Origin of the sequence: Pseudemcibacter aquimaris (genome assembly GCF_028869115.1) — a bacterium.
Classification (GTDB): Bacteria; Pseudomonadota; Alphaproteobacteria; order Sphingomonadales; family Emcibacteraceae; genus Pseudemcibacter; species Pseudemcibacter aquimaris.
Window position 1 is genome coordinate 1,184,062 of record NZ_CP079800.1, and the last position, 17,492, is coordinate 1,201,553.

Annotated in this window: 17 protein-coding genes; 12 read left to right on the plus strand and 5 right to left on the minus strand. The window is 44.0% G+C overall.

The genetic code is table 11. The features are described from left to right. Positions 1-11 precede the first annotated feature (11 nt). On the minus strand, positions 12-797 hold the full coding sequence (mazG, locus tag KW060_RS05745; RefSeq protein ID WP_249035413.1) for a nucleoside triphosphate pyrophosphohydrolase: 786 nt from the start codon (positions 795-797) through the stop codon (positions 12-14). A gap of 8 nt (positions 798-805) precedes the next feature. Further along, positions 806-1,369, minus strand: a complete 564-nt coding sequence (locus tag KW060_RS05750; protein WP_249035414.1) for a GNAT family N-acetyltransferase — start codon at positions 1,367-1,369, stop codon at positions 806-808. Positions 1,370-1,498: 129 nt separating this feature from the next. On the opposite strand from KW060_RS05750, the gene KW060_RS05755 reads away from it, so the two are divergent. The 6 genes from KW060_RS05755 (at position 1,499) to KW060_RS05780 (ending at position 9,457) form a co-directional block, all read left to right on the plus strand. After that, complete coding sequence (locus KW060_RS05755; protein ID WP_249035415.1) at positions 1,499-4,522, plus strand: amidohydrolase family protein; 3,024 nt, start codon at positions 1,499-1,501, stop codon at positions 4,520-4,522. Continuing rightward, positions 4,522-4,791: a DUF4212 domain-containing protein gene (locus KW060_RS05760; RefSeq protein WP_249035416.1), complete on the plus strand. Its 270-nt coding sequence runs from the start codon at positions 4,522-4,524 to the stop codon at positions 4,789-4,791. The genes KW060_RS05755 and KW060_RS05760 overlap by 1 nt, the downstream gene beginning before the upstream one ends. Continuing rightward, on the plus strand, positions 4,791-6,539 hold the full coding sequence (locus tag KW060_RS05765; protein WP_249035417.1) for a sodium:solute symporter family protein: 1,749 nt from the start codon (positions 4,791-4,793) through the stop codon (positions 6,537-6,539). Before KW060_RS05760 ends, KW060_RS05765 begins: the two co-directional genes overlap by 1 nt. 43 nt (positions 6,540-6,582) lie before the next feature. Continuing rightward, positions 6,583-7,026, plus strand: a complete 444-nt coding sequence (locus tag KW060_RS05770; protein WP_249035418.1) for an ABZJ_00895 family protein — start codon at positions 6,583-6,585, stop codon at positions 7,024-7,026. A 162-nt stretch (positions 7,027-7,188) separates the two neighbouring features. Further along, a complete protein-coding gene (gene bfr, locus KW060_RS05775) occupies positions 7,189-7,668 on the plus strand; it encodes a bacterioferritin (protein WP_249035419.1) in 480 nt (159 codons plus the stop codon). A 202-nt stretch (positions 7,669-7,870) separates the two neighbouring features. Next, entirely contained in the window at positions 7,871-9,457 is a 1,587-nt protein-coding gene (locus KW060_RS05780) for a phytoene desaturase family protein (protein ID WP_249035420.1), read from the plus strand. Here KW060_RS05780 and KW060_RS05785 read toward each other — a convergent pair. Then, on the minus strand, positions 9,454-10,875 hold the full coding sequence (locus tag KW060_RS05785; protein ID WP_249035421.1) for an aldehyde dehydrogenase family protein: 1,422 nt from the start codon (positions 10,873-10,875) through the stop codon (positions 9,454-9,456). The two genes, KW060_RS05780 and KW060_RS05785, sit on opposite strands and share 4 nt — an antisense overlap. A gap of 54 nt (positions 10,876-10,929) precedes the next feature. Next, positions 10,930-11,496 (minus strand): PAS domain-containing protein, encoded by a 567-nt coding sequence (locus tag KW060_RS05790; RefSeq protein ID WP_249035422.1) that lies wholly within the window; start codon positions 11,494-11,496, stop codon positions 10,930-10,932. A 124-nt stretch (positions 11,497-11,620) separates the two neighbouring features. Here KW060_RS05790 and KW060_RS05795 point away from each other — a divergent pair, with 124 nt between their 5' ends. The 3 genes from KW060_RS05795 to thpR are packed head-to-tail and all read left to right on the plus strand — an operon-like array spanning position 11,621 to position 12,834. Beyond that, a complete protein-coding gene (locus tag KW060_RS05795; protein WP_249035423.1) occupies positions 11,621-11,929 on the plus strand; it encodes an HU family DNA-binding protein in 309 nt (102 codons plus the stop codon). 1 nt (position 11,930) lies between these two features. After that, positions 11,931-12,272: a hypothetical protein gene (locus tag KW060_RS05800; RefSeq protein WP_249035424.1), complete on the plus strand. Its 342-nt coding sequence runs from the start codon at positions 11,931-11,933 to the stop codon at positions 12,270-12,272. Beyond that, on the plus strand, positions 12,250-12,834 hold the full coding sequence (gene thpR, locus KW060_RS05805) for an RNA 2',3'-cyclic phosphodiesterase (RefSeq protein WP_249035425.1): 585 nt from the start codon (positions 12,250-12,252) through the stop codon (positions 12,832-12,834). Before KW060_RS05800 ends, thpR begins: the two co-directional genes overlap by 23 nt. Before the next feature lie 4 nt (positions 12,835-12,838). On the opposite strand, the gene KW060_RS05810 is transcribed toward thpR, so the two are convergent. Beyond that, a complete protein-coding gene (locus KW060_RS05810; RefSeq protein ID WP_249035426.1) occupies positions 12,839-14,401 on the minus strand; it encodes an EAL domain-containing protein in 1,563 nt (520 codons plus the stop codon). 143 nt (positions 14,402-14,544) lie between these two features. Here KW060_RS05810 and KW060_RS05815 point away from each other — a divergent pair, with 143 nt between their 5' ends. The 3 genes from KW060_RS05815 (at position 14,545) to KW060_RS05825 (ending at position 17,491) form a co-directional block, all read left to right on the plus strand. Further along, positions 14,545-15,747, plus strand: coding sequence for a DmpA family aminopeptidase (locus KW060_RS05815; RefSeq protein WP_249035427.1), 1,203 nt, complete (start codon positions 14,545-14,547; stop codon positions 15,745-15,747). A 5-nt stretch (positions 15,748-15,752) separates the two neighbouring features. Further along, positions 15,753-16,688, plus strand: a complete 936-nt coding sequence (locus tag KW060_RS05820; protein WP_249035428.1) for a Rossmann-fold NAD(P)-binding domain-containing protein — start codon at positions 15,753-15,755, stop codon at positions 16,686-16,688. A 77-nt stretch (positions 16,689-16,765) separates the two neighbouring features. Next, positions 16,766-17,491, plus strand: coding sequence for an ABC transporter ATP-binding protein (locus KW060_RS05825; protein WP_249035429.1), 726 nt, complete (start codon positions 16,766-16,768; stop codon positions 17,489-17,491). Position 17,492 lies beyond the last annotated feature (1 nt).

Below are 17,492 nucleotides of genomic sequence, written 5' to 3' on the forward strand. Positions count from 1 at the left end.
TGGCCCCGTTTTTATTTTTCCGCCTTTTTCGCTTTTACCCACATTTCTTCCAGTTCATCCAGTGAATATTCGTCGAATGATTTATCGGAATTTTCCACTTCGGTTTCGATCTGGTTAAACCGTCTTGTGAATTTGTTGTTGGCTTTTTTTAACGCTTGTTCGGGGTCGATTTTTAAATGGCGGGCGAGGTTGGCGTATACGAACATCATGTCGCCGAATTCTTCTTCTATTTTGTCATGATCTTTATTTTCTGCGACCAGTTCTGCTGATAATTCCGCCATTTCTTCGTTTAATTTATCGACGACTTGTGATGTTTCCGGCCAATCAAAACCGACACGGGCAGCGCGTTTTTGCAGTTTCACGGCGCGGGTAAGGGCAGGAAGACCAACAGTAACGCCATCAAGAATGGAATGTTGTTTTTTCGCGGCGCGTTCTTTTGCCTTTTGTTCTTCCCATGCGACCGTCTGTTCTTCGGCGTTTCTGTAATTTTCATCACCAAAAACATGGGGGTGTCGGCGGATCATTTTATCGGAAATGGCACCGACCACATCATCAAAATTAAAATGGCCGGCTTCTTCGGCCATGCGGGCGTGGAAAACGGCTTGGAATAATAAATCACCCAGTTCGTCTTTAAGGGCATCCATGTCGTTGTTATCAATGGCTTCACTTACTTCATAGGCTTCCTCGATCGTATAGGGGGCGATTGTTTCAAATGTTTGTTCCACATCCCAAGCGCAGCCATCCTTTGGATCGCGAAGCTTCGCCATGATATCAATTAATTTTTGCATATTTTCCATAAATGAAATTACCTGTATTGCGTTAATTTTAATGCTGGTTTTTCGTTGACCATTATTTCTGTTGGATTACCCGCACCCATTTTTTCCGCGACCCTTACGGACGCCGTATTTTCCTTGATCATCATGGATGCAAGTTTATCGTACCCAAGGTTTTCAAATGAATAATCACGTACCCCCGATGCAGCCTCGGTCGCGAAACCCTTGCCCCATGCGGCTTTATCAATGGTGTATCCCAGGTCAATGACTTCCATCACGTCACCCTGTTTTTTAACGCTGTCGCGCCCGAATGTATAAAGCCATTCCATATCGTCTTCAATAACGCCATAAAAGGGATAAAGGCCCGCACGACCAACCGGGGTTAAGTCCGACTTTTGAATGACCAGTAAGTGCCCCAAGTCACGTTCATAAAATTCATGCATCATTTTTAAAAAGCCAATGTTTTCTTCATGGCTACGGGTATAACCGCTGGTATATCTGACCACGTCCATATCGCTATGCAGATAATCAAGAAAATCAACATCATCCATTTCAAATGGCCGCATCAGCAGGCGTTCTGTTTCAATTGAGTACATATTCGTTCCTTTAATAAAACGCAGAGTAACGAAGGCACGGATTTTTTCAAGCCATATAAACTATTTACATCGCGCGCGTTTTCTGGAAAGCTGCGAAGCATAAAAATTATCAAAATATGAGGGAAGAACATGCGGCATTGGTTTAAGGGCGCTTTAATATCAATTGGAATGGTGGCTTCGGCATTTGCAGAAGATATTACCTTTAACCAAGGAACCAATTTCGGATTAAGCACAAGCCCAGACGGCGCCTATATCGCAATGGATCTGCAAGGGATACTCTGGGTGTTGCCAACACGCGGTGGGGAGGCACATGCAATCACCAGCGGTCAACAGCCCGAGGTCCGCGAACCAAGCTTTTCACCGGACGGTAAAAAAATTGCATTTCAAGGTTTCCATGCCGGTTATTTCCACATCTGGACTGTGAATATTGATGGTTCGGACCTTAAACAAATCACAACGGGTAATTTTGATGACCGTGAACCATTTTGGAATGCGGACGGGAATACAATTACCTTTTCATCCGACCGAACCGGAAATTATGATATCTGGGATATTGATGTAAATACGGGCGCGTTAACACAGCTTACCAGCCACCCAGATGATGCGGGCCATCCCCATAAATCGATTGATGGAAATCGTTTGATTCATACACGGGAAATTAAAGGGGATTATTCAGAAATAATCCTGCTTGATGATTTAAACGAAACACCGTTTGAAATTTCATTGATGAAATCGGAAAGCATAAATTATTACCGCCCGAACCTTTACCGTGATGGAATTGGTTTTACCTATATTGAACAGGATGGCCGCGATATTTCATTGAATTATGTGGTTAATGCATTTGACAGGCGCACTTACCGCGATAAACATATCCTTGATCAAGGTGATATATTCCCGTTTCGTGGGTCTTGGGGCCGTGCGGGGCTTTATTACACAGCAGATGGCATGATTAAGTTCCTGGGGTTTAAAAGCGAACTTAGAAACAATGAAGAATGGCTTGTGAATGTGCGTGATATGGTCACCATTCCTTTCGAAGCAACCATCACCGCCAACCCACCGAGCTATACTAAAAAAATACGTGATTTTGATAGCGCCGAAAGTCAGGTCGTGCGCGGCATTGGCGGTTTGGATGTTAACCCCCGTAATAACAGGCTGATTTATTCCGCGCTTGGCGGCATGTGGGTACAGGACGGCAATGCACCGGCCGAAAATATCGATATCGATGATATTGGACAGGTCAATGACCCGACATGGGCACCGGATGGCAACATGGTTGCCTTTGTCGCCGAACGTGATGGTCAGATGGACATCTGGACCCGTAATATGATCAGCGGCGAAGAAACGCGTCTAACCAATGATAAGCACCGTGAATACCGCATCAGCTGGTCACGCGACGGAAGCAAGATTGCGTATCTATCGACCCGTGGTGTGTCCAACACATGGGGCAGGGCAGATGTTAAGGTCATTGATGTCGAATACGGAAATATCGAGGTCGTTGACGAAGCCATTCATACACCAGGCCGTCCTGTTTGGGCACGGGATGATAAACACATCCTGATGGCGGTGGCAAATCCGGCAACCAGCCGTTTTCGCGAAGGGATGCATGTCATCCGCCAATATCATGTTGAAAGCGGTAGAGCCAACGATTTCGAAATGCCTAATGACATCGGCCTATCGACCCGTGATGGCAGTGGCCCCGTGTTATCACCGGATGGAGGCAAGCTTGCTTATATATCCGAAGGGGAAATTCGCGTTGCCACTGTGGATGAGGATGGCAATATCACTGGCACATTACCAAATTATTGTACCGATGTGGCCTTAATGCCCAGATGGAAAATGAATTCAGAAGATATTTTCTATATGTCGGGCGCAAATCTTAAAAGCTGTAACATCAGAACAGGACAAATCAGTGATAGCATGATCAACGCCAATTGGACGCGTGATATTGCGGATGCAAAAACCATTCATGTGGGCACGCTTTTTGACGGGGTGTCTGATCAGGTACGTAACAATGTGGACGTGTTTGTCCAAGATGGCCGTATTACGAAAATCGCGCCACACGGCACCGAAGCGCCCATTGGTGAAATGATCGATCACAGCGGCGATGTGATGATACCGGGGTTAATGGCGGGCCATACCCACCAAACGGAACTGCTTGGGGAAAAGCTTGGCCGTAACTGGCTTGCGTACGGCATTACCAGCGTGCGTGATCCGGGCACAAACCCGTATAAATCATTGATGCGTAAGGAAACGTGGGAAAGCGGTGCTGCCGCAGGGCCGCGCATGTTTTATGCAGGGTGGCTGACGGGCGGCCCGCGTGTTTATTACGGCCAAAGTTATAATGCGGTTAATGAAAAGGCCCTTCGTCATGAAATAACCCGCGCCCGTGCGCTTGATTATGACATGGTGAAATCATATGTGCGTCTTCCGGATGAATATCAACAGATATTAATTGAGGAAGCCCACAAAATGGGTATTCCGTTATCATCACATGAAATCGCACCGGCCATTCAAAACGGCATGGATAGCCTTGAACATATCGCCGCGACCAGCCGCCGTGGATATTCACCAAAATTTTCTTACCTTGCTAATAGTTACGATGATGTTCGTAAAATCATAAGCCAGTCCGGCCTGTTTATTACCGCGACCAATATTTTGGATGGGGGATACCATAAATATATTGCGGATCATCCGGAATATGTTACGGATCCGAAATATTCGGCCTTTCTTGATGAATTACAGCGGGATGGACAAGCCGCATCGGGTAATGCGGATTATTCAAAAAAGGAAATCGAACAAAACACACCAATGCTTGATACCATTAAGGCATTATATGACGCAGGTGCCAATTTCGCCGCCGGTACCGATAGCCCGTTTATCCCATATGGCATTTCACAACATTTTGAAATGTTGATGATGGCGGAAGCCGGCATTCCAAACGCGGATGTGATCCGCGCCGCAACCATTAATGTGGCAAAAAACATCGGTGTTGATGATGATCTGGGTACCATCGAGGTCGGCAAGCTCGCTGATATGGCGATCCTGAGCGCGAACCCGCTTGATGATCTAAAGAACATCAGGAATGTTGTCGCGACCGTTAAGGGCGGCCATCATTACACCATTGAGCAACTATTACAGAGGGGCGCGGAATAATGAGCCAGAATACCGATAATTATTGGAAAGAAAATGTGTCGCTGGTGCTTAAACTGCTCGCGATATGGTTTATGGCGTCATACGGCATGGGGATACTCTTTGTTGATTTCCTAAATCAATTTCAATTCTTTGGTTTTCCGTTTGGTTTCTGGATGGCGCAGCAGGGTGCGATTTATATCTTCGTGATCCTGATTTTCGTATATGTCGCCAAAATGAATAAGCTCGATAAAAAATACGGCGTCGATGAAGAAGAAGGGGAGAATGAATAATGGATGTTCAAACCCTGACTTACATCATCGTGGGCGCCACATTCGCGCTTTATATCGGTATTGCCATCTGGGCCAAGGCGGGCACGACAGATGATTTTTATGTGGCGGGCCACCATGTGCCGCCGCTAGCAAACGGTATGGCGACCGCTGCCGACTGGATGAGTGCCGCAAGCTTCATTTCCATGGCGGGATTGATTTCATTCATGGGCCGTGATGGTTCCATGTATTTAATGGGCTGGACGGGTGGATATGTGTTGCTCGCGTTATTGCTGGCACCATATTTGCGTAAATTCGGCCAATTCACCGTGCCGGATTTTGTCGGCGACCGATATTATTCCGATGCGGCCAGAACCGTTGCGGTAATATGTGCGCTGTTTATTTCATTTACCTATGTCGCGGGGCAAATGCGCGGTGTGGGGATTGTGTTTTCCAGATTTCTTGAGGTCGATATCACAGCAGGCGTGCTGATCGGTATGTCGATTGTGTTTTTCTATGCGGTTCTTGGGGGAATGAAGGGGATTACCTATACCCAGGTGGCGCAATATTGCGTTTTAATTTTCGCCTTTATGGTGCCGGCAATATTCATTTCGATCCTGATGACAGGGAACCCTGTGCCGCAACTTGGCTTTGGATCGGAACTGGCCGATGGATCGGGTTATCTGCTTGATAAACTAAACGGACTGTCGGTGGAACTGGGGTTTGGTGAATATACGGCGGGGAATAAATCCACATTTGATATGTTTTGTATTGTTGCGGCGTTAATGGTTGGTACGGCGGGTTTGCCGCATGTGATCGTGCGATTTTTCACGGTGCCAAAGGTCCGTGACGCAAGGCTTTCTGCCGGATATGCGCTTGTGTTAATCGCGATCCTTTATACAACCGCGCCTGCGGTTTCCAGCTTCGCACGACTTAACCTGATTGATACAGTATCGAACGCAGAATATCAGGCAACACCACAGTGGTTCAAAAACTGGGAAGCCATCGACCTAATCGCGTGGCGCGATAAAAACGGCGACGGCAAAATCCAATATACGGCTGGGAACGCATTCGAAGGAAAGCCGGATTTCCGTGACGGTACTGGCCCAAGTGGCGAACGTCTATTAAGAAACCAAGACGGGCCAAGCGCCAATGAATTATATATCGATCAGGATATCATGGTGCTTGCCAATCCGGAAATTGCAGAGCTTCCTGATTGGGTGGTGGCCCTTGTGGTTGCGGGCGGTCTTGCGGCGGCTCTATCGACGGCGGCGGGTTTACTGCTGGTGATTTCAACATCGGTGGCCCATGATTTGTTCAAAAAAATGCTGCTGCCGAATATTACCGATAAACAAGAATTAATGTTCGCGCGGATGGCGGTGGCCATTGCCGTGTTAATCGCCGGGTATTTCGGTATCAATCCCCCGGGTTTTGTGGCGCAAGTGGTGGCATTCGCATTTGGCCTTGCCGCATCAACATTCTTCCCGATTATCCTGATGGGGATATTCTATAAACGCATGAACAAAGAAGGCGCCATCACCGGCATGGTCACGGGGTTAGTGTTCACGAGCCTCTATATCATCTATTTTAAATTCATCGATCCATCCGCGAATACGTCTGAGCACTGGTGGCTCGGCGTTTCACCAGAAGGGGCAGGGACGCTTGGCATGATGCTTAACTTTGTTGTGGCCTTTGTGGTTAGTAAAATGACCAATGAGCCACCGAAAGAGGTTCAGGGCATGATCGAAAGGATTAGGGTGCCACGGGGATAGGAGATGATTATTCTAGAATTGATAATTTATAATGGGGGCGATAATGCAGAACGTAATAAAACCAAATTTATTTAAATATTTATGTCTTTTTTCTATCGTATATTTGGTAGTTTTAATGACGATTTCTTTTGCAATGAATTTATTGGAAATTAAAGAAATTCCAGGGCTTACAACAACTATAATTATGATATGTGCTGCTTATACTGCTAAGTTGTTTGTAGATAATGAAGGTCGAGCACCACACAAAAAGGAACAAAAAATATTAAGCGCTGGTGGCCTTGTTTCTTCTTATATAGTGTCCATATTATTGACAATTATTTATAGTATTTTTCTCGGAATGGATTTAGGTGTTTATGTCAGTCTCTTTATAGAAATGCCTTTGTTGTTAGCTCTTCCTATTTTGTTGTTTATATCTGCTTGTTATTATCTTGCTTTTTATATTGTTTTTGGAAAAGTAGCTCAAAACATGGCTGACAAAATAAAATAGTTTTTTGGCAGGTGCTTTTTTGTGATGAAAATAAATTGCCTAACTCATAATGCTTCTTATAACTATTATTAAGTTATTGATTTTATTGATATTTTTCTTGAAAATAGTGTTTTCTTGTTGTATCTATAATGAAAATAGTCACTCAGGTATAAGGATAGCCCCATGAAAGGTAATCAAAAAATTATTGATGCGTTAAATTCGCTTCTTACTCATGAATTATCAGCAGCAGATCAGTATTTCATTCATTCACAAATGTATGAAGATATGGGGCTAGAGGCATTATATACCCGCCTTGAACATGAACGTGAAGAGGAATTAGACCACGCGAAAATGCTTGTGGAACGTATTCTGTTTCTTGAAGGAAAGCCTGATGTGGGATCACGTGCGGCGCTGAATATCGGGGATGATGTGCCAAGCATGTTAAAAAGCGATCTTGATTATGAACTGATGGTCGTGGATGCGCTTAAGGATGTGATTGAGCTTTGTGAAAAAGAACGCGATTACCAAACACGACAAATCCTTCTTAAGCTTCTTGAGGATACGGAAGAAGACCACACATACTGGCTTGAAAAACAATTAGGCCTGATCGAAAAAGTCGGTCTTCAGAATTACATGCAGTCGCAAATGGGTAGTGCTGGCTAGGCGCCACCTGTCATACTCGGACTTGTTCCGAGTATCTCTTGAAAAACATTGAAATTGAAACTTTTGTCGAGACCCTCGGAACAAGTCCGAGGGTGACGGTGAGTAGTATTTCATGAACATTTTTTCATTCACATATTGTCTCAAACTCAAATTACCGATAATGTGATCACAAATTTATTTGTAAAAATAAAGGGTGATTGGTGTGACACAATATGATGCGGTGATTATCGGGGCGGGGCATAATGGATTGACGGCCGCCAATTATCTGGCGATGGGGGGATTGAAGGTTTGTGTGCTTGAACGCCGTCATATTGTTGGCGGTGCGGCGGTCACCGAAGAATTCCATCCCGGATACCGAAATTCCATCGCGTCTTATGTGGTCAGCCTGCTACGGCCCGAGGTCGTGGAGGAATTAGAACTTAAAAAACATGGGTATCAACCCATGCGCCTTAAAAATTCATTTTATCCTGATTTGAACGGTGAATATTTGTTGCTGAATGATGATGACAATCATAACAGACGCGAATATGAAAAATTTTCCAAAACCGATTATGACGCGCAAATTGAATATCATGGCATTGTTGATAAGCTGGGTGCGATCCTATCCAAACAATGGCTAAAAGAGCCGCCGAAATTGCATGGCGGCGGGTTAACGGACCTGATCAGCGCGGCGAAATCCGGAATGGATATTTATAAGCTTGATAAAGACACCCGTTACCGCATGGTGCAGTTTTTTATCGGTGCGCCTGATAGTATCATCGAACGCTGGTTTGAAAGTGATAAAATCAAAGCGATGATCGCATCGCACTGTATCCCCGCCAATTATATATCGCTGCATAACCCGGGGGCGAGCCTTTCGATGCTACATCATTCGGTTGGTGAGTTGGATGGTCATCATGGCGCGTGGGGTATCGTAAAGGGCGGCATGGGCGCCATTACGCAAGCCATGGCCAAATCGGCGATGGCAAAGGGCGTTGAAATCAGAACGGATGCGGCCGTGAAGAAAATCATCGTTGAAAATGGTGTGGCGAAAGGCGTGATGCTTGAAAATGGTAAAGCAATTCTCGCCCGTGTTGTCGCCACCAATGCGGACCCAAAGGGCGCCTTTTTAAACATGATCGGTAAAGAACATTTACCGGAAACATTCGCCAAGGATATTGCCGCCATCAGACAGGAATCCGCGTCACTACGCATGAATTTGGCGCTTTCGGGTTTGCCTGATTTTGCCTGTCTGCCGGGCACGGAAATTGGCGAACATCACAAAAGTAGTATTTCATTCATTGACGGCAAAGATCATATCGAGCGTGCCTATAGGTCCGCACGGGCAGGAATACCGTCCGACCCACCAATTATTGAATCGATCATCCCCAGTGCATCAGATGATACATTGACCGATGAACCGGGCACCCATGTCATGAGCTTACTATGTAAATATATGCCTTATGAACTGGCGGATGGGAAAAATTGGGATGATGAAAAAGAACGGGTGGTTAAAAATATCCTTGATCATTTGACGAAATATATTCCGAATTTGCCGGATATTTTGGTGGGATGGCAATGTTTAACGCCACTTGATCTGGAACGAATATTCGGTCTGCCGCGTGGTGATATTTGCCACGGAAAGCTGGAACCGGATCAACTTTATAGCGTCAGACCACACCCCGACGCGGCGCAATATGCCACACCGGTAAAGGGTTTTTATCTTTGTGGATCGGGTACCCATCCCGGCGGCGGTGTGACCGGTGCGCCGGGGCGGAATGCGGCAAAAAGGATTTTAAAAGATATTTAAATACCAGTAATTGCCTTAATTTCAAGGTAATCATGGAAACCCCATACGCCATTTTCACGGCCGTTTCCGGATTGTTTATACCCACCGAACGGAACTTTTTGACCGCCGCTTTTTAGGTTGATTTTAATCTGACCCGCGCGGATTTGCTTCGCCACATCACGGGCGTGATCCATATCGTTTGAACTGATATAACCCGCAAGGCCGTATTCGGTATCATTGGCGATGTCGATGGCTTCTTCCTCTGTATCATAACCAAGAAGGGCGATGACAGGGCCGAATATTTCTTCGCGGGCGATGGACATATCGTTATTCACATTGGCAAAGACGGTTACTTTTACATAATAACCTTTTGAAAGGTGATCCGGTCTTCTGGTGCCGCCGGTGACAAGGGTTGCTCCTTCGTCGATGCCTTTTTGAATAAGACCTTGAATTTTTTCAAACTGAACGTCGCTGACCACGGGACCGAGGTCGGTTGTTTCATCCAGTGGATCACCGACCTTAAGGCTTTCTGCTGCCTTACGGGCGGCTTCTATGGCGATGTCCATGCTTTCGTTCGGTACCAGCATACGGGTTGGCGCGTTACAGGATTGACCGCTGTTATCCATACAGAAAATAACGCCGTCATAAACGGCCTGTGCGATGTCAGCGTCCCTTAGGATGATATTCGGTGATTTGCCGCCCAGTTCTTGTGCAACGCGTTTGACGCTGTCGGCTGATGCCTTTGCAACGGCGATACCGCCACGGGTGGACCCGGTAAAGGACATCATATGAATGTCTGGGTGTGATGACATGGCTTCACCAACTTCGGGGCCATATCCGTTTACAAGATTAAAGACACCAGCGGGAAGACCTGCTTCTTCCATAATGTCAGCGAGGATCATGGCATCGAGAGGCGCGATTTCACTTGGTTTTAAAACGACGGTGCATCCGGCGGCGATTGCTGGTGCAACCTTTGCACCAACCTGGTTCATTGGCCAGTTCCATGGCGTGATTAATCCGCAGACGCCGATTGGTTCATAACGAAGGATGGCGCCGTCATCTTCTTTTTCAAATTCGAAATTTTTAAGCGCATCAAGTGTTGCTTGAAAGTGGCTTGTGCCGACGGCTGCCTGATCTTCACGGGAAAGGGTGATGGGCGCGCCCATTTCAGCGGTGATAGCTTGGGCGACTTCTTCTAATCGGCTTTCGTATAATTCAATGATGCGTTCCAAAAGCGCGATGCGTTCCTCCACAGACCATTTTGAAAATACGGGGAAGGCGGCCTTGGCAGCGGCAACGGCCTTATCAACATCGGCTTTTGATCCCATGCTGATTTTCGTGAATGCTTCTTCGGTTGCGGGGTTAATAACATCGGCTGTGTTTGGGGTTACGGGATCAACCCATTCGCCATTAATGTAAAATTTCAAATAGTCTATCATGATTAAGCATTCCTAATTTTAATATTGATAGATTATTTATAACGTTTAGGCGCGTTAATCGCTAGGGTATAAGTCTTCGCGGTTAAAACTTTCGTATGATAAATTCACATTGGGGAAAGGGGAACCATCACTATAAAGCGGTAAATTAATGGCTGCGCAATGTTTAATCTCATGGTTATCATATTCAAATGAATAATATTCCAAGTAAACTTTTCCATCGTCGGTCAGCATTTTAAGATTATCCTCCCAAAATTTCTGGGTTTTGGGTTTTGCGTAATCTTCGAATGTTTTATTGGATGCATCAAGGCCAACGCTGTCGGCGATACCGCTGCCGCAATATGTGGTTAACCATTTTCCGTCATCCGTTAATTTTCCAATAAATATATTGGTGCCGAATTTGATGAATTCTTCTACGGCAAAATCTTTTCTGTCTGGAATGCCACCGCTTTCAATAACTTTTTCAAACCAAAGTTCACTTAAAGATTTGCTTTTGTCACATAGAATTTTTTCTTTAAAATCTGCCCATTCAGCGGCCTCTGGAATGCCGTTTAAAAAAGACGGTCCTTGGATCGTTCGGTAATTAAAAGTTCGCATTGGTCGCGAGATATTTTGTGACAGCATGTATTTGTTCCTACTCATGAATAAAGTAAAAGTTAAAAGTTAATTTTTGATTATGAAAAAATGCGAAGCTGTAGAAAAATTGCCACAATTATGCGATACTTCAAAAGATACAAGGAGATATCCCATGAAAAAAATTATTACCGTTATTATGTGTTTGGGTCTGTTAGGAAGTATTAGTTCCGCGAACGCCATGAATAAGGCTGAACTTATTGATGCTCTGGCGTCAAATAGCGGCCTTAATAAGAAACAAGCTACAGAGGCTGTGAATGTAATTTTTGCGGAAATAAACCGTGCTGTAGCACGTGGCGAGCGCGTTATGCTTCCGAAATTTGGAACGTTTGCACCCGCAGAAGATAGAACAAAAGGGGCGATATTTATTCCAGAAACAGCAATGAAGGTTAGACCATCTATTAAACGACGGAGTACTAATTAACATGCGGTTTTTAAGCTTTAGTCTTATATGTGTTCTCGCTGCCAGTACATCACTTGCGGCGGAAAAACGGGACCGGGCGCTTGTAAAACCGGGGGAAACATACGAATTATGTATCGATCTTAATTTCGCACAAAAACTGGAATATGGTTTTATCAGTCGTCGTGCCATGAATTTTAATATTCATTTTGGCGAAGGTGACAATGTAAAATTCCCCGTCGCGGAACATTTAACCCGGGAAAAAAATGAAATATTCACTGCCATGGATGATCAGAAACATTGTTTGACATGGACAAATCCAAATGATCGCGGGCAGTGGGTCAATGTCATCTATAATATCCGATAACAAAGACAATAATTCGGTACGCGTTTTTGTTGCTTTATCACTTAGTGGTGAAGTGATGGACGTATTAAAAACGCGTTCAATTGAATTGCAGCAACAGCTGTCTGATTTTAATATCCGCTGGGTGCCGTTTGAAAATTATCATATAACGTTGATTTTCATTGGAAATGTACCAGAAACCGATCTCGATCAATTACAGTTACTGATTAAAGAGGCGGTAAACGGTGTTAAACCATTTTCAGTAACACTTGGTGATACAACGTTATTCCCGCCGGATAATGAAAAAAAAGGGGTTATGATTGCATCCGTTGAAAATTCTGATGCGCTTGCTGATTTGCAATCACGTCTTGATGCAAGATTTCGCGAAGCAGGGTTTGATTTGGTGGTACGTCCTTATAGGCCGCATGTCACACTTTCCAGGTTAAGGCGGGCAAAAGTGACGGAAGAACATTTAATTAAAACAGGTGAAACGTTCACGACTGACGTAAATCAGGTGCATTTATATTTCACAGAAAAACGGGACGGTCGGGTTTATAACGGGATACTCAGGACGGTTGATCTTTGATAAATCACCCTTGTTTGATACCTGTGTTCGGCTGACCGTAGTAATAACCCTGCGCATAGGTAACATTCAGGTTTTGAAGCAGTTCTTCTTGTTCGGATGTTTCAACCCATTCGCCGATCGTAACAATATCCAGGTCATTACAAAGCGTAACGATTGCTTTTAAAAAGGCGCGCATTTTTTTATCGCTTAGGGCATCTCTAACATATTGTCCGTCGATTTTAACACCATCAATTTCCAGATCACGTAAATATTGGAAACCAGCAGCACCCGCACCAAAATCATCAAGATATACTCGAAAACCCATTGATCTGATTTCATCAATAAATTCAGATAATTGTTCTAAGTTAGTAATTTCGGATGACTCAGTAATTTCCAGTGAGATGTGATTTTTTAAATGGCTGTATTTCTGAAGCTGTTTTAATAAATCTTGTAAAAATACGTTCTTGGAAAGCGATTTTCCTGACATGTTAACGGCTAATTTTATGGAAGGATCGTCTTTTATAATTTTTTCTAGTTTTTCTACCGTTTGCATGAATATCGCTTTGTCAAATTCATGGATCAATCCAACTTTTTCCGCAAAACAAATGGTTTCAAATTGTAAGTCATGTAATTCAGGGTCATTAAACCTAATCAGTGCTTCTGAATGATGTGTTTCCTTGGTTTTAAGGTCAATTATCGGTTGATAGACAAGCGAGAATTTTTGATCTTTTAAAATAGTTCTTAACTTTTGAACTTTACCTGATGTGTTTTCAATAATTTCATCATAATTATTTGCGATTTCATCAACGTTGAAATCTTCATGTTCATCTGCAAATTGCTGAAGACTATAAACGAGAGCGCGAATACCGTCTTGTTCACTTAAGCTCTCGTCATCGGCATCAATGGTCGTGGAATTTAGGTTTATCCCTGTTGATTTGGTCAGTTCCCTTAACAAATCCTTGGTTTCCATGCCGTCCGGTTCTTTTTCATGAACCAGCGCAAATCTATTATCGGCTAATCTTCCGGCTGTATTGCCACCTGTAGAATATTTCTTTAGCAGGTGATTTAAATTATCCAGATCCTGTTCTTTTAGATTCTCTGTATCCTTTGTTTCCATCAAGGTGATATTCAGGTTTTTATCCTGACCCTGATATTCGGTTAGGATGTTTTCGATTTTTCCTAATAAATTTTCAGTTTCGGATTTTGTATCCGTAACCTGTTGGCGAGAATTGTTTCTGTTTAAACGATATGATGAAACCAGACTGATGAAGATACGGTTTGGGTATTCAGGCAGTTTGTTAATGAATAATGAAAATTTACGTTTGCTGTCTTTATCTTTACCAATACGGAAATTGGCAGGGCCAATTCTATTGGCAGGCTTTAAAGGAAGTGTAATCGCCAGAAAATCTTTCTGATCATTCGAATTCATTAGATCAAGAAAACATATTTTTTCATCAAATTCTTTAGAAAGGCCAATATCGCTCGCAGCACCATCGATTGATTTAATATTAAAATCACGATCCGTTTCAATTAAGATGTCACCTACTGAAAAGGCAAACCCTAAAAACCTATCTGGAATTCTTGCCATTCTAGCCCCTGATTACAATTGCTTAGGAATTTATTCTTTTAACAATACTCAAAAAGACGGAAAGTGTAAATGACCAGTTTAGGGTGATTGACAATAAGAATAAAGAAGTTCAGGATACAGGAGATTATAAATGAGGGCCAGTCATGAAAATTATCTATTTTTCTTTTATTTATTTGGGGTTGGTGGTTTTTTCTAATGCGCAGGATAATGTGCGTGCGCGCGATCTTGGGGTGCCTTTTGATGGTAAGACGGGTCTTTATAATGCCATCACTGATGTCGCCGGTATCGAAGTTGGTCATAAAACAATTATCCGTGGCGAAGGGGATCTTGTGGTTGGTGAAGGTCCTGTGCGAACAGGGGTAACGGCAATCCTTCCACGTGGTCGTGGTGCAATCCTGTCTGATCAGGACAATGACTATAAATATAAACCAGTATTTGCAGGATGGTATAGCCTTAATGGTAATGGTGAGATGACAGGAACAACATGGGTTGAAGAAAGTGGTTTTCTAGGCGGTGCCATCGCAATCACGAATACACATAGTGTCGGTATCGTCCATGATGCCCTGATTGAATGGGAAATTGAAAACGGTATTGTTAATCCATTAAGCGGTGAACCCGGGGTGTTCTGGTCACTTCCTGTTGTTGCGGAAACATGGGACGGAAGCTTGAATGATATTAATGGTTTCCACGTCACTAAAGAAGACGCGTTCGAAGCTCTTAATAATGCAAAGCCCGGCCCTGTTGCAGAAGGGAATGTCGGAGGTGGGACAGGAATGGTTACCCATCAATTTAAAGGCGGTATCGGTACATCATCACGCGTATTATCAGAAGAGCAGGGTGGATATACAGTTGGTGTGCTTGTTCAATCCAACTATGGAATACGTGATACGCTGACCATCGCAGGGGTTCCTGTGGGTAAGGAAATCACAGATTTAATGCCGGAACGTGGTGGGCCGCAAAATCAACCATATGGTTCGATCATCGTTACGGTGGCAACAGATGCGCCGCTATTGCCACATCAGTTAAAGCGTATCGCAAGACGCGTACCAATGGGAATTGCCAAGGTTGGTGGTTATGCATCTAATGGATCAGGTGATATTTTTATTGCCTTTTCAACGGCCAATGAAGGGGCATTTCACCGTGATAAAAATACGAATGTGGAAATGATGTCCAATGATGATATGGGGCCGTTATTTCTTGCAACCATCCAGGCAACAGAAGAAGCCATTATCAATGCAATGGTTGCCGCAGAAACCATGGTGGGCCGCGATTATATCACCATTCATGAATTACCCCATGACCGCCTTCGCGAAGTATTAAAAAAGTATAATAGATTAGAGGAATAATCATAATGAAAGTCGTATCATTAACGGAAATTGAAAAAGTGCTACCAAACATTGACCCTATGCCATTAATTGAGGATGGGTTCGTTGATTATTCCGCCGGTAAATGCACGATCCCGCCTGTTGGCGAGTTACTGATGGAAAAGGGCGATATCCACATTAAATATGGATGCAGCAATGGTGGTGATTATTATGTTGTTAAAATCGCATCCGGATTTTACAGCAATAATGAAATTGGCCTTCCGACAAGTAACGGTATGATGCTGTTGTTCGATCAGAATACAGGAATGCCCGCTGTTATATTACATGATGAATGTTATTTGACAGACGTAAGAACCGCTGTCGCGGGGGCGATATCGGCGAAATATCTTGCTCCGAAAAACGTGAAAGCCATTGGTATTGTGGGTACTGGCATTCAAGCACGCATGCAGCTTGAATATTTAAAGCCTGTGACCGATTGCAAAAATGTTGTCGTTTGGGGACGAAATGTCCAGAAAGCGGAACAATATAAAAGCGATATGGAACAGAAAGGATATTCTGTCACGGTCGTCACTGACTTGGCTGATTTATGCGAAAAGGCAAATTTGATTGTTACAACAACCCCATCGGAAGAAGTTCTTATTACCGCTGATATGGTTAAGCCGGGTACCCATATTACAGCAATGGGTTCAGATACACTTGATAAAAAAGAACTAGATCCTGAAATTTTAAAAATGGCTGATAAAGTTGTTGTTGATAGTGTTGATCAAAGTGAAACGCGAGGCGAAATAATGTGGGCACGAAAAGCTGGCATGATTACAAATGATGATATTGTGGAGCTCGGGACGGTCATTGCAAATGGCGGTGGTCGTGATAATGATGATCAGATCACGATTGCTGATTTAACAGGCGTTGCCGTTCAGGATTTAAAAATTGCGGAGGCCGTATTTAAAGGGCTTTCTTGATTATCATCAAGGAATGTGCCTTATTTCTGCGTTAGTTTGATGGTTAAGTGAGCAGTAAACTTGGGAGGCTTGTCTATATGCTCGATACAAAAAGTGCAGAAGAAATAGTATTCAGAACCGACAATATCACCAAGCAATATGGCGTTGGTGAACTGGTGGTGCATGCGCTGCGTGGTGTTACGATGGAAATTCCACGCGGTGAAATGATTGTTCTTTTGGGGCCGTCCGGTTCCGGTAAATCAACGTTTTTGAATATTATCGGTGGTCTTGATCAGCCGACAAGTGGCGCAGTTCATTTCGAAGGGGCCGTGCTTGCTAATATGACGGATAAGGAATTAACGTATTTTAGGCGCGAAAATGTCGGTTTCGTGTTCCAAAGTTATAACCTTGTCCCAAGCTTAACGGCGCTTGAAAATGTCGAATTGATCACTGATATCGCGGCCAATCCGATGAAGGCGGAAGAGGCGCTTGCTGCCGTGGAGTTAACAGAGCGCCTTAACCATTTCCCTGCGCAACTTTCTGGTGGTGAACAGCAACGCGTCGCCATCGCCCGTGCCATTGTCAAAAGACCGGAAGTGCTTCTTTGTGATGAACCAACGGGTGCACTTGATAGCGAAACAGGTATTTTGGTTTTGGAAGCGCTGCAGAATGTCAATAAAACATACGGCACGACCACTATGATTATTACCCATAATGTGGCGATTGCGGATGTGGCCGACAGGGTCATTTATTTTGCGGACGGTGCGGTATCGGATGTGGTTATCAATGAAAATCCAAAACCCATTCGTGACATAAGGTGGTGAT

What these genes read in the sequence shown, in the direction of transcription:
- mazG (WP_249035413.1), bottom strand. Translation starts at nt 797, where the DNA reads ATGGAAAATATGCAAAAATTAATTGATATCATGGCGAAGCTTCGCGAT.
- KW060_RS05750 (WP_249035414.1), bottom strand. Translation starts at nt 1,369, where the DNA reads ATGTACTCAATTGAAACAGAACGCCTGCTGATGCGGCCATTTGAAATG.
- KW060_RS05755 (WP_249035415.1), top strand. Translation starts at nt 1,499, where the DNA reads ATGCGGCATTGGTTTAAGGGCGCTTTAATATCAATTGGAATGGTGGCT.
- KW060_RS05760 (WP_249035416.1), top strand. Translation starts at nt 4,522, where the DNA reads ATGAGCCAGAATACCGATAATTATTGGAAAGAAAATGTGTCGCTGGTG.
- KW060_RS05765 (WP_249035417.1), top strand. Translation starts at nt 4,791, where the DNA reads ATGGATGTTCAAACCCTGACTTACATCATCGTGGGCGCCACATTCGCG.
- KW060_RS05770 (WP_249035418.1), top strand. Translation starts at nt 6,583, where the DNA reads ATGCAGAACGTAATAAAACCAAATTTATTTAAATATTTATGTCTTTTT.
- bfr (WP_249035419.1), top strand. Translation starts at nt 7,189, where the DNA reads ATGAAAGGTAATCAAAAAATTATTGATGCGTTAAATTCGCTTCTTACT.
- KW060_RS05785 (WP_249035421.1), bottom strand. Translation starts at nt 10,875, where the DNA reads ATGATAGACTATTTGAAATTTTACATTAATGGCGAATGGGTTGATCCC.
- KW060_RS05790 (WP_249035422.1), bottom strand. Translation starts at nt 11,496, where the DNA reads ATGCTGTCACAAAATATCTCGCGACCAATGCGAACTTTTAATTACCGA.
- KW060_RS05795 (WP_249035423.1), top strand. Translation starts at nt 11,621, where the DNA reads ATGAAAAAAATTATTACCGTTATTATGTGTTTGGGTCTGTTAGGAAGT.
- KW060_RS05800 (WP_249035424.1), top strand. Translation starts at nt 11,931, where the DNA reads ATGCGGTTTTTAAGCTTTAGTCTTATATGTGTTCTCGCTGCCAGTACA.
- thpR (WP_249035425.1), top strand. Translation starts at nt 12,250, where the DNA reads ATGTCATCTATAATATCCGATAACAAAGACAATAATTCGGTACGCGTT.
- KW060_RS05810 (WP_249035426.1), bottom strand. Translation starts at nt 14,401, where the DNA reads ATGGCAAGAATTCCAGATAGGTTTTTAGGGTTTGCCTTTTCAGTAGGT.
- KW060_RS05815 (WP_249035427.1), top strand. Translation starts at nt 14,545, where the DNA reads ATGAAAATTATCTATTTTTCTTTTATTTATTTGGGGTTGGTGGTTTTT.
- KW060_RS05820 (WP_249035428.1), top strand. Translation starts at nt 15,753, where the DNA reads ATGAAAGTCGTATCATTAACGGAAATTGAAAAAGTGCTACCAAACATT.
- KW060_RS05825 (WP_249035429.1), top strand. Translation starts at nt 16,766, where the DNA reads ATGCTCGATACAAAAAGTGCAGAAGAAATAGTATTCAGAACCGACAAT.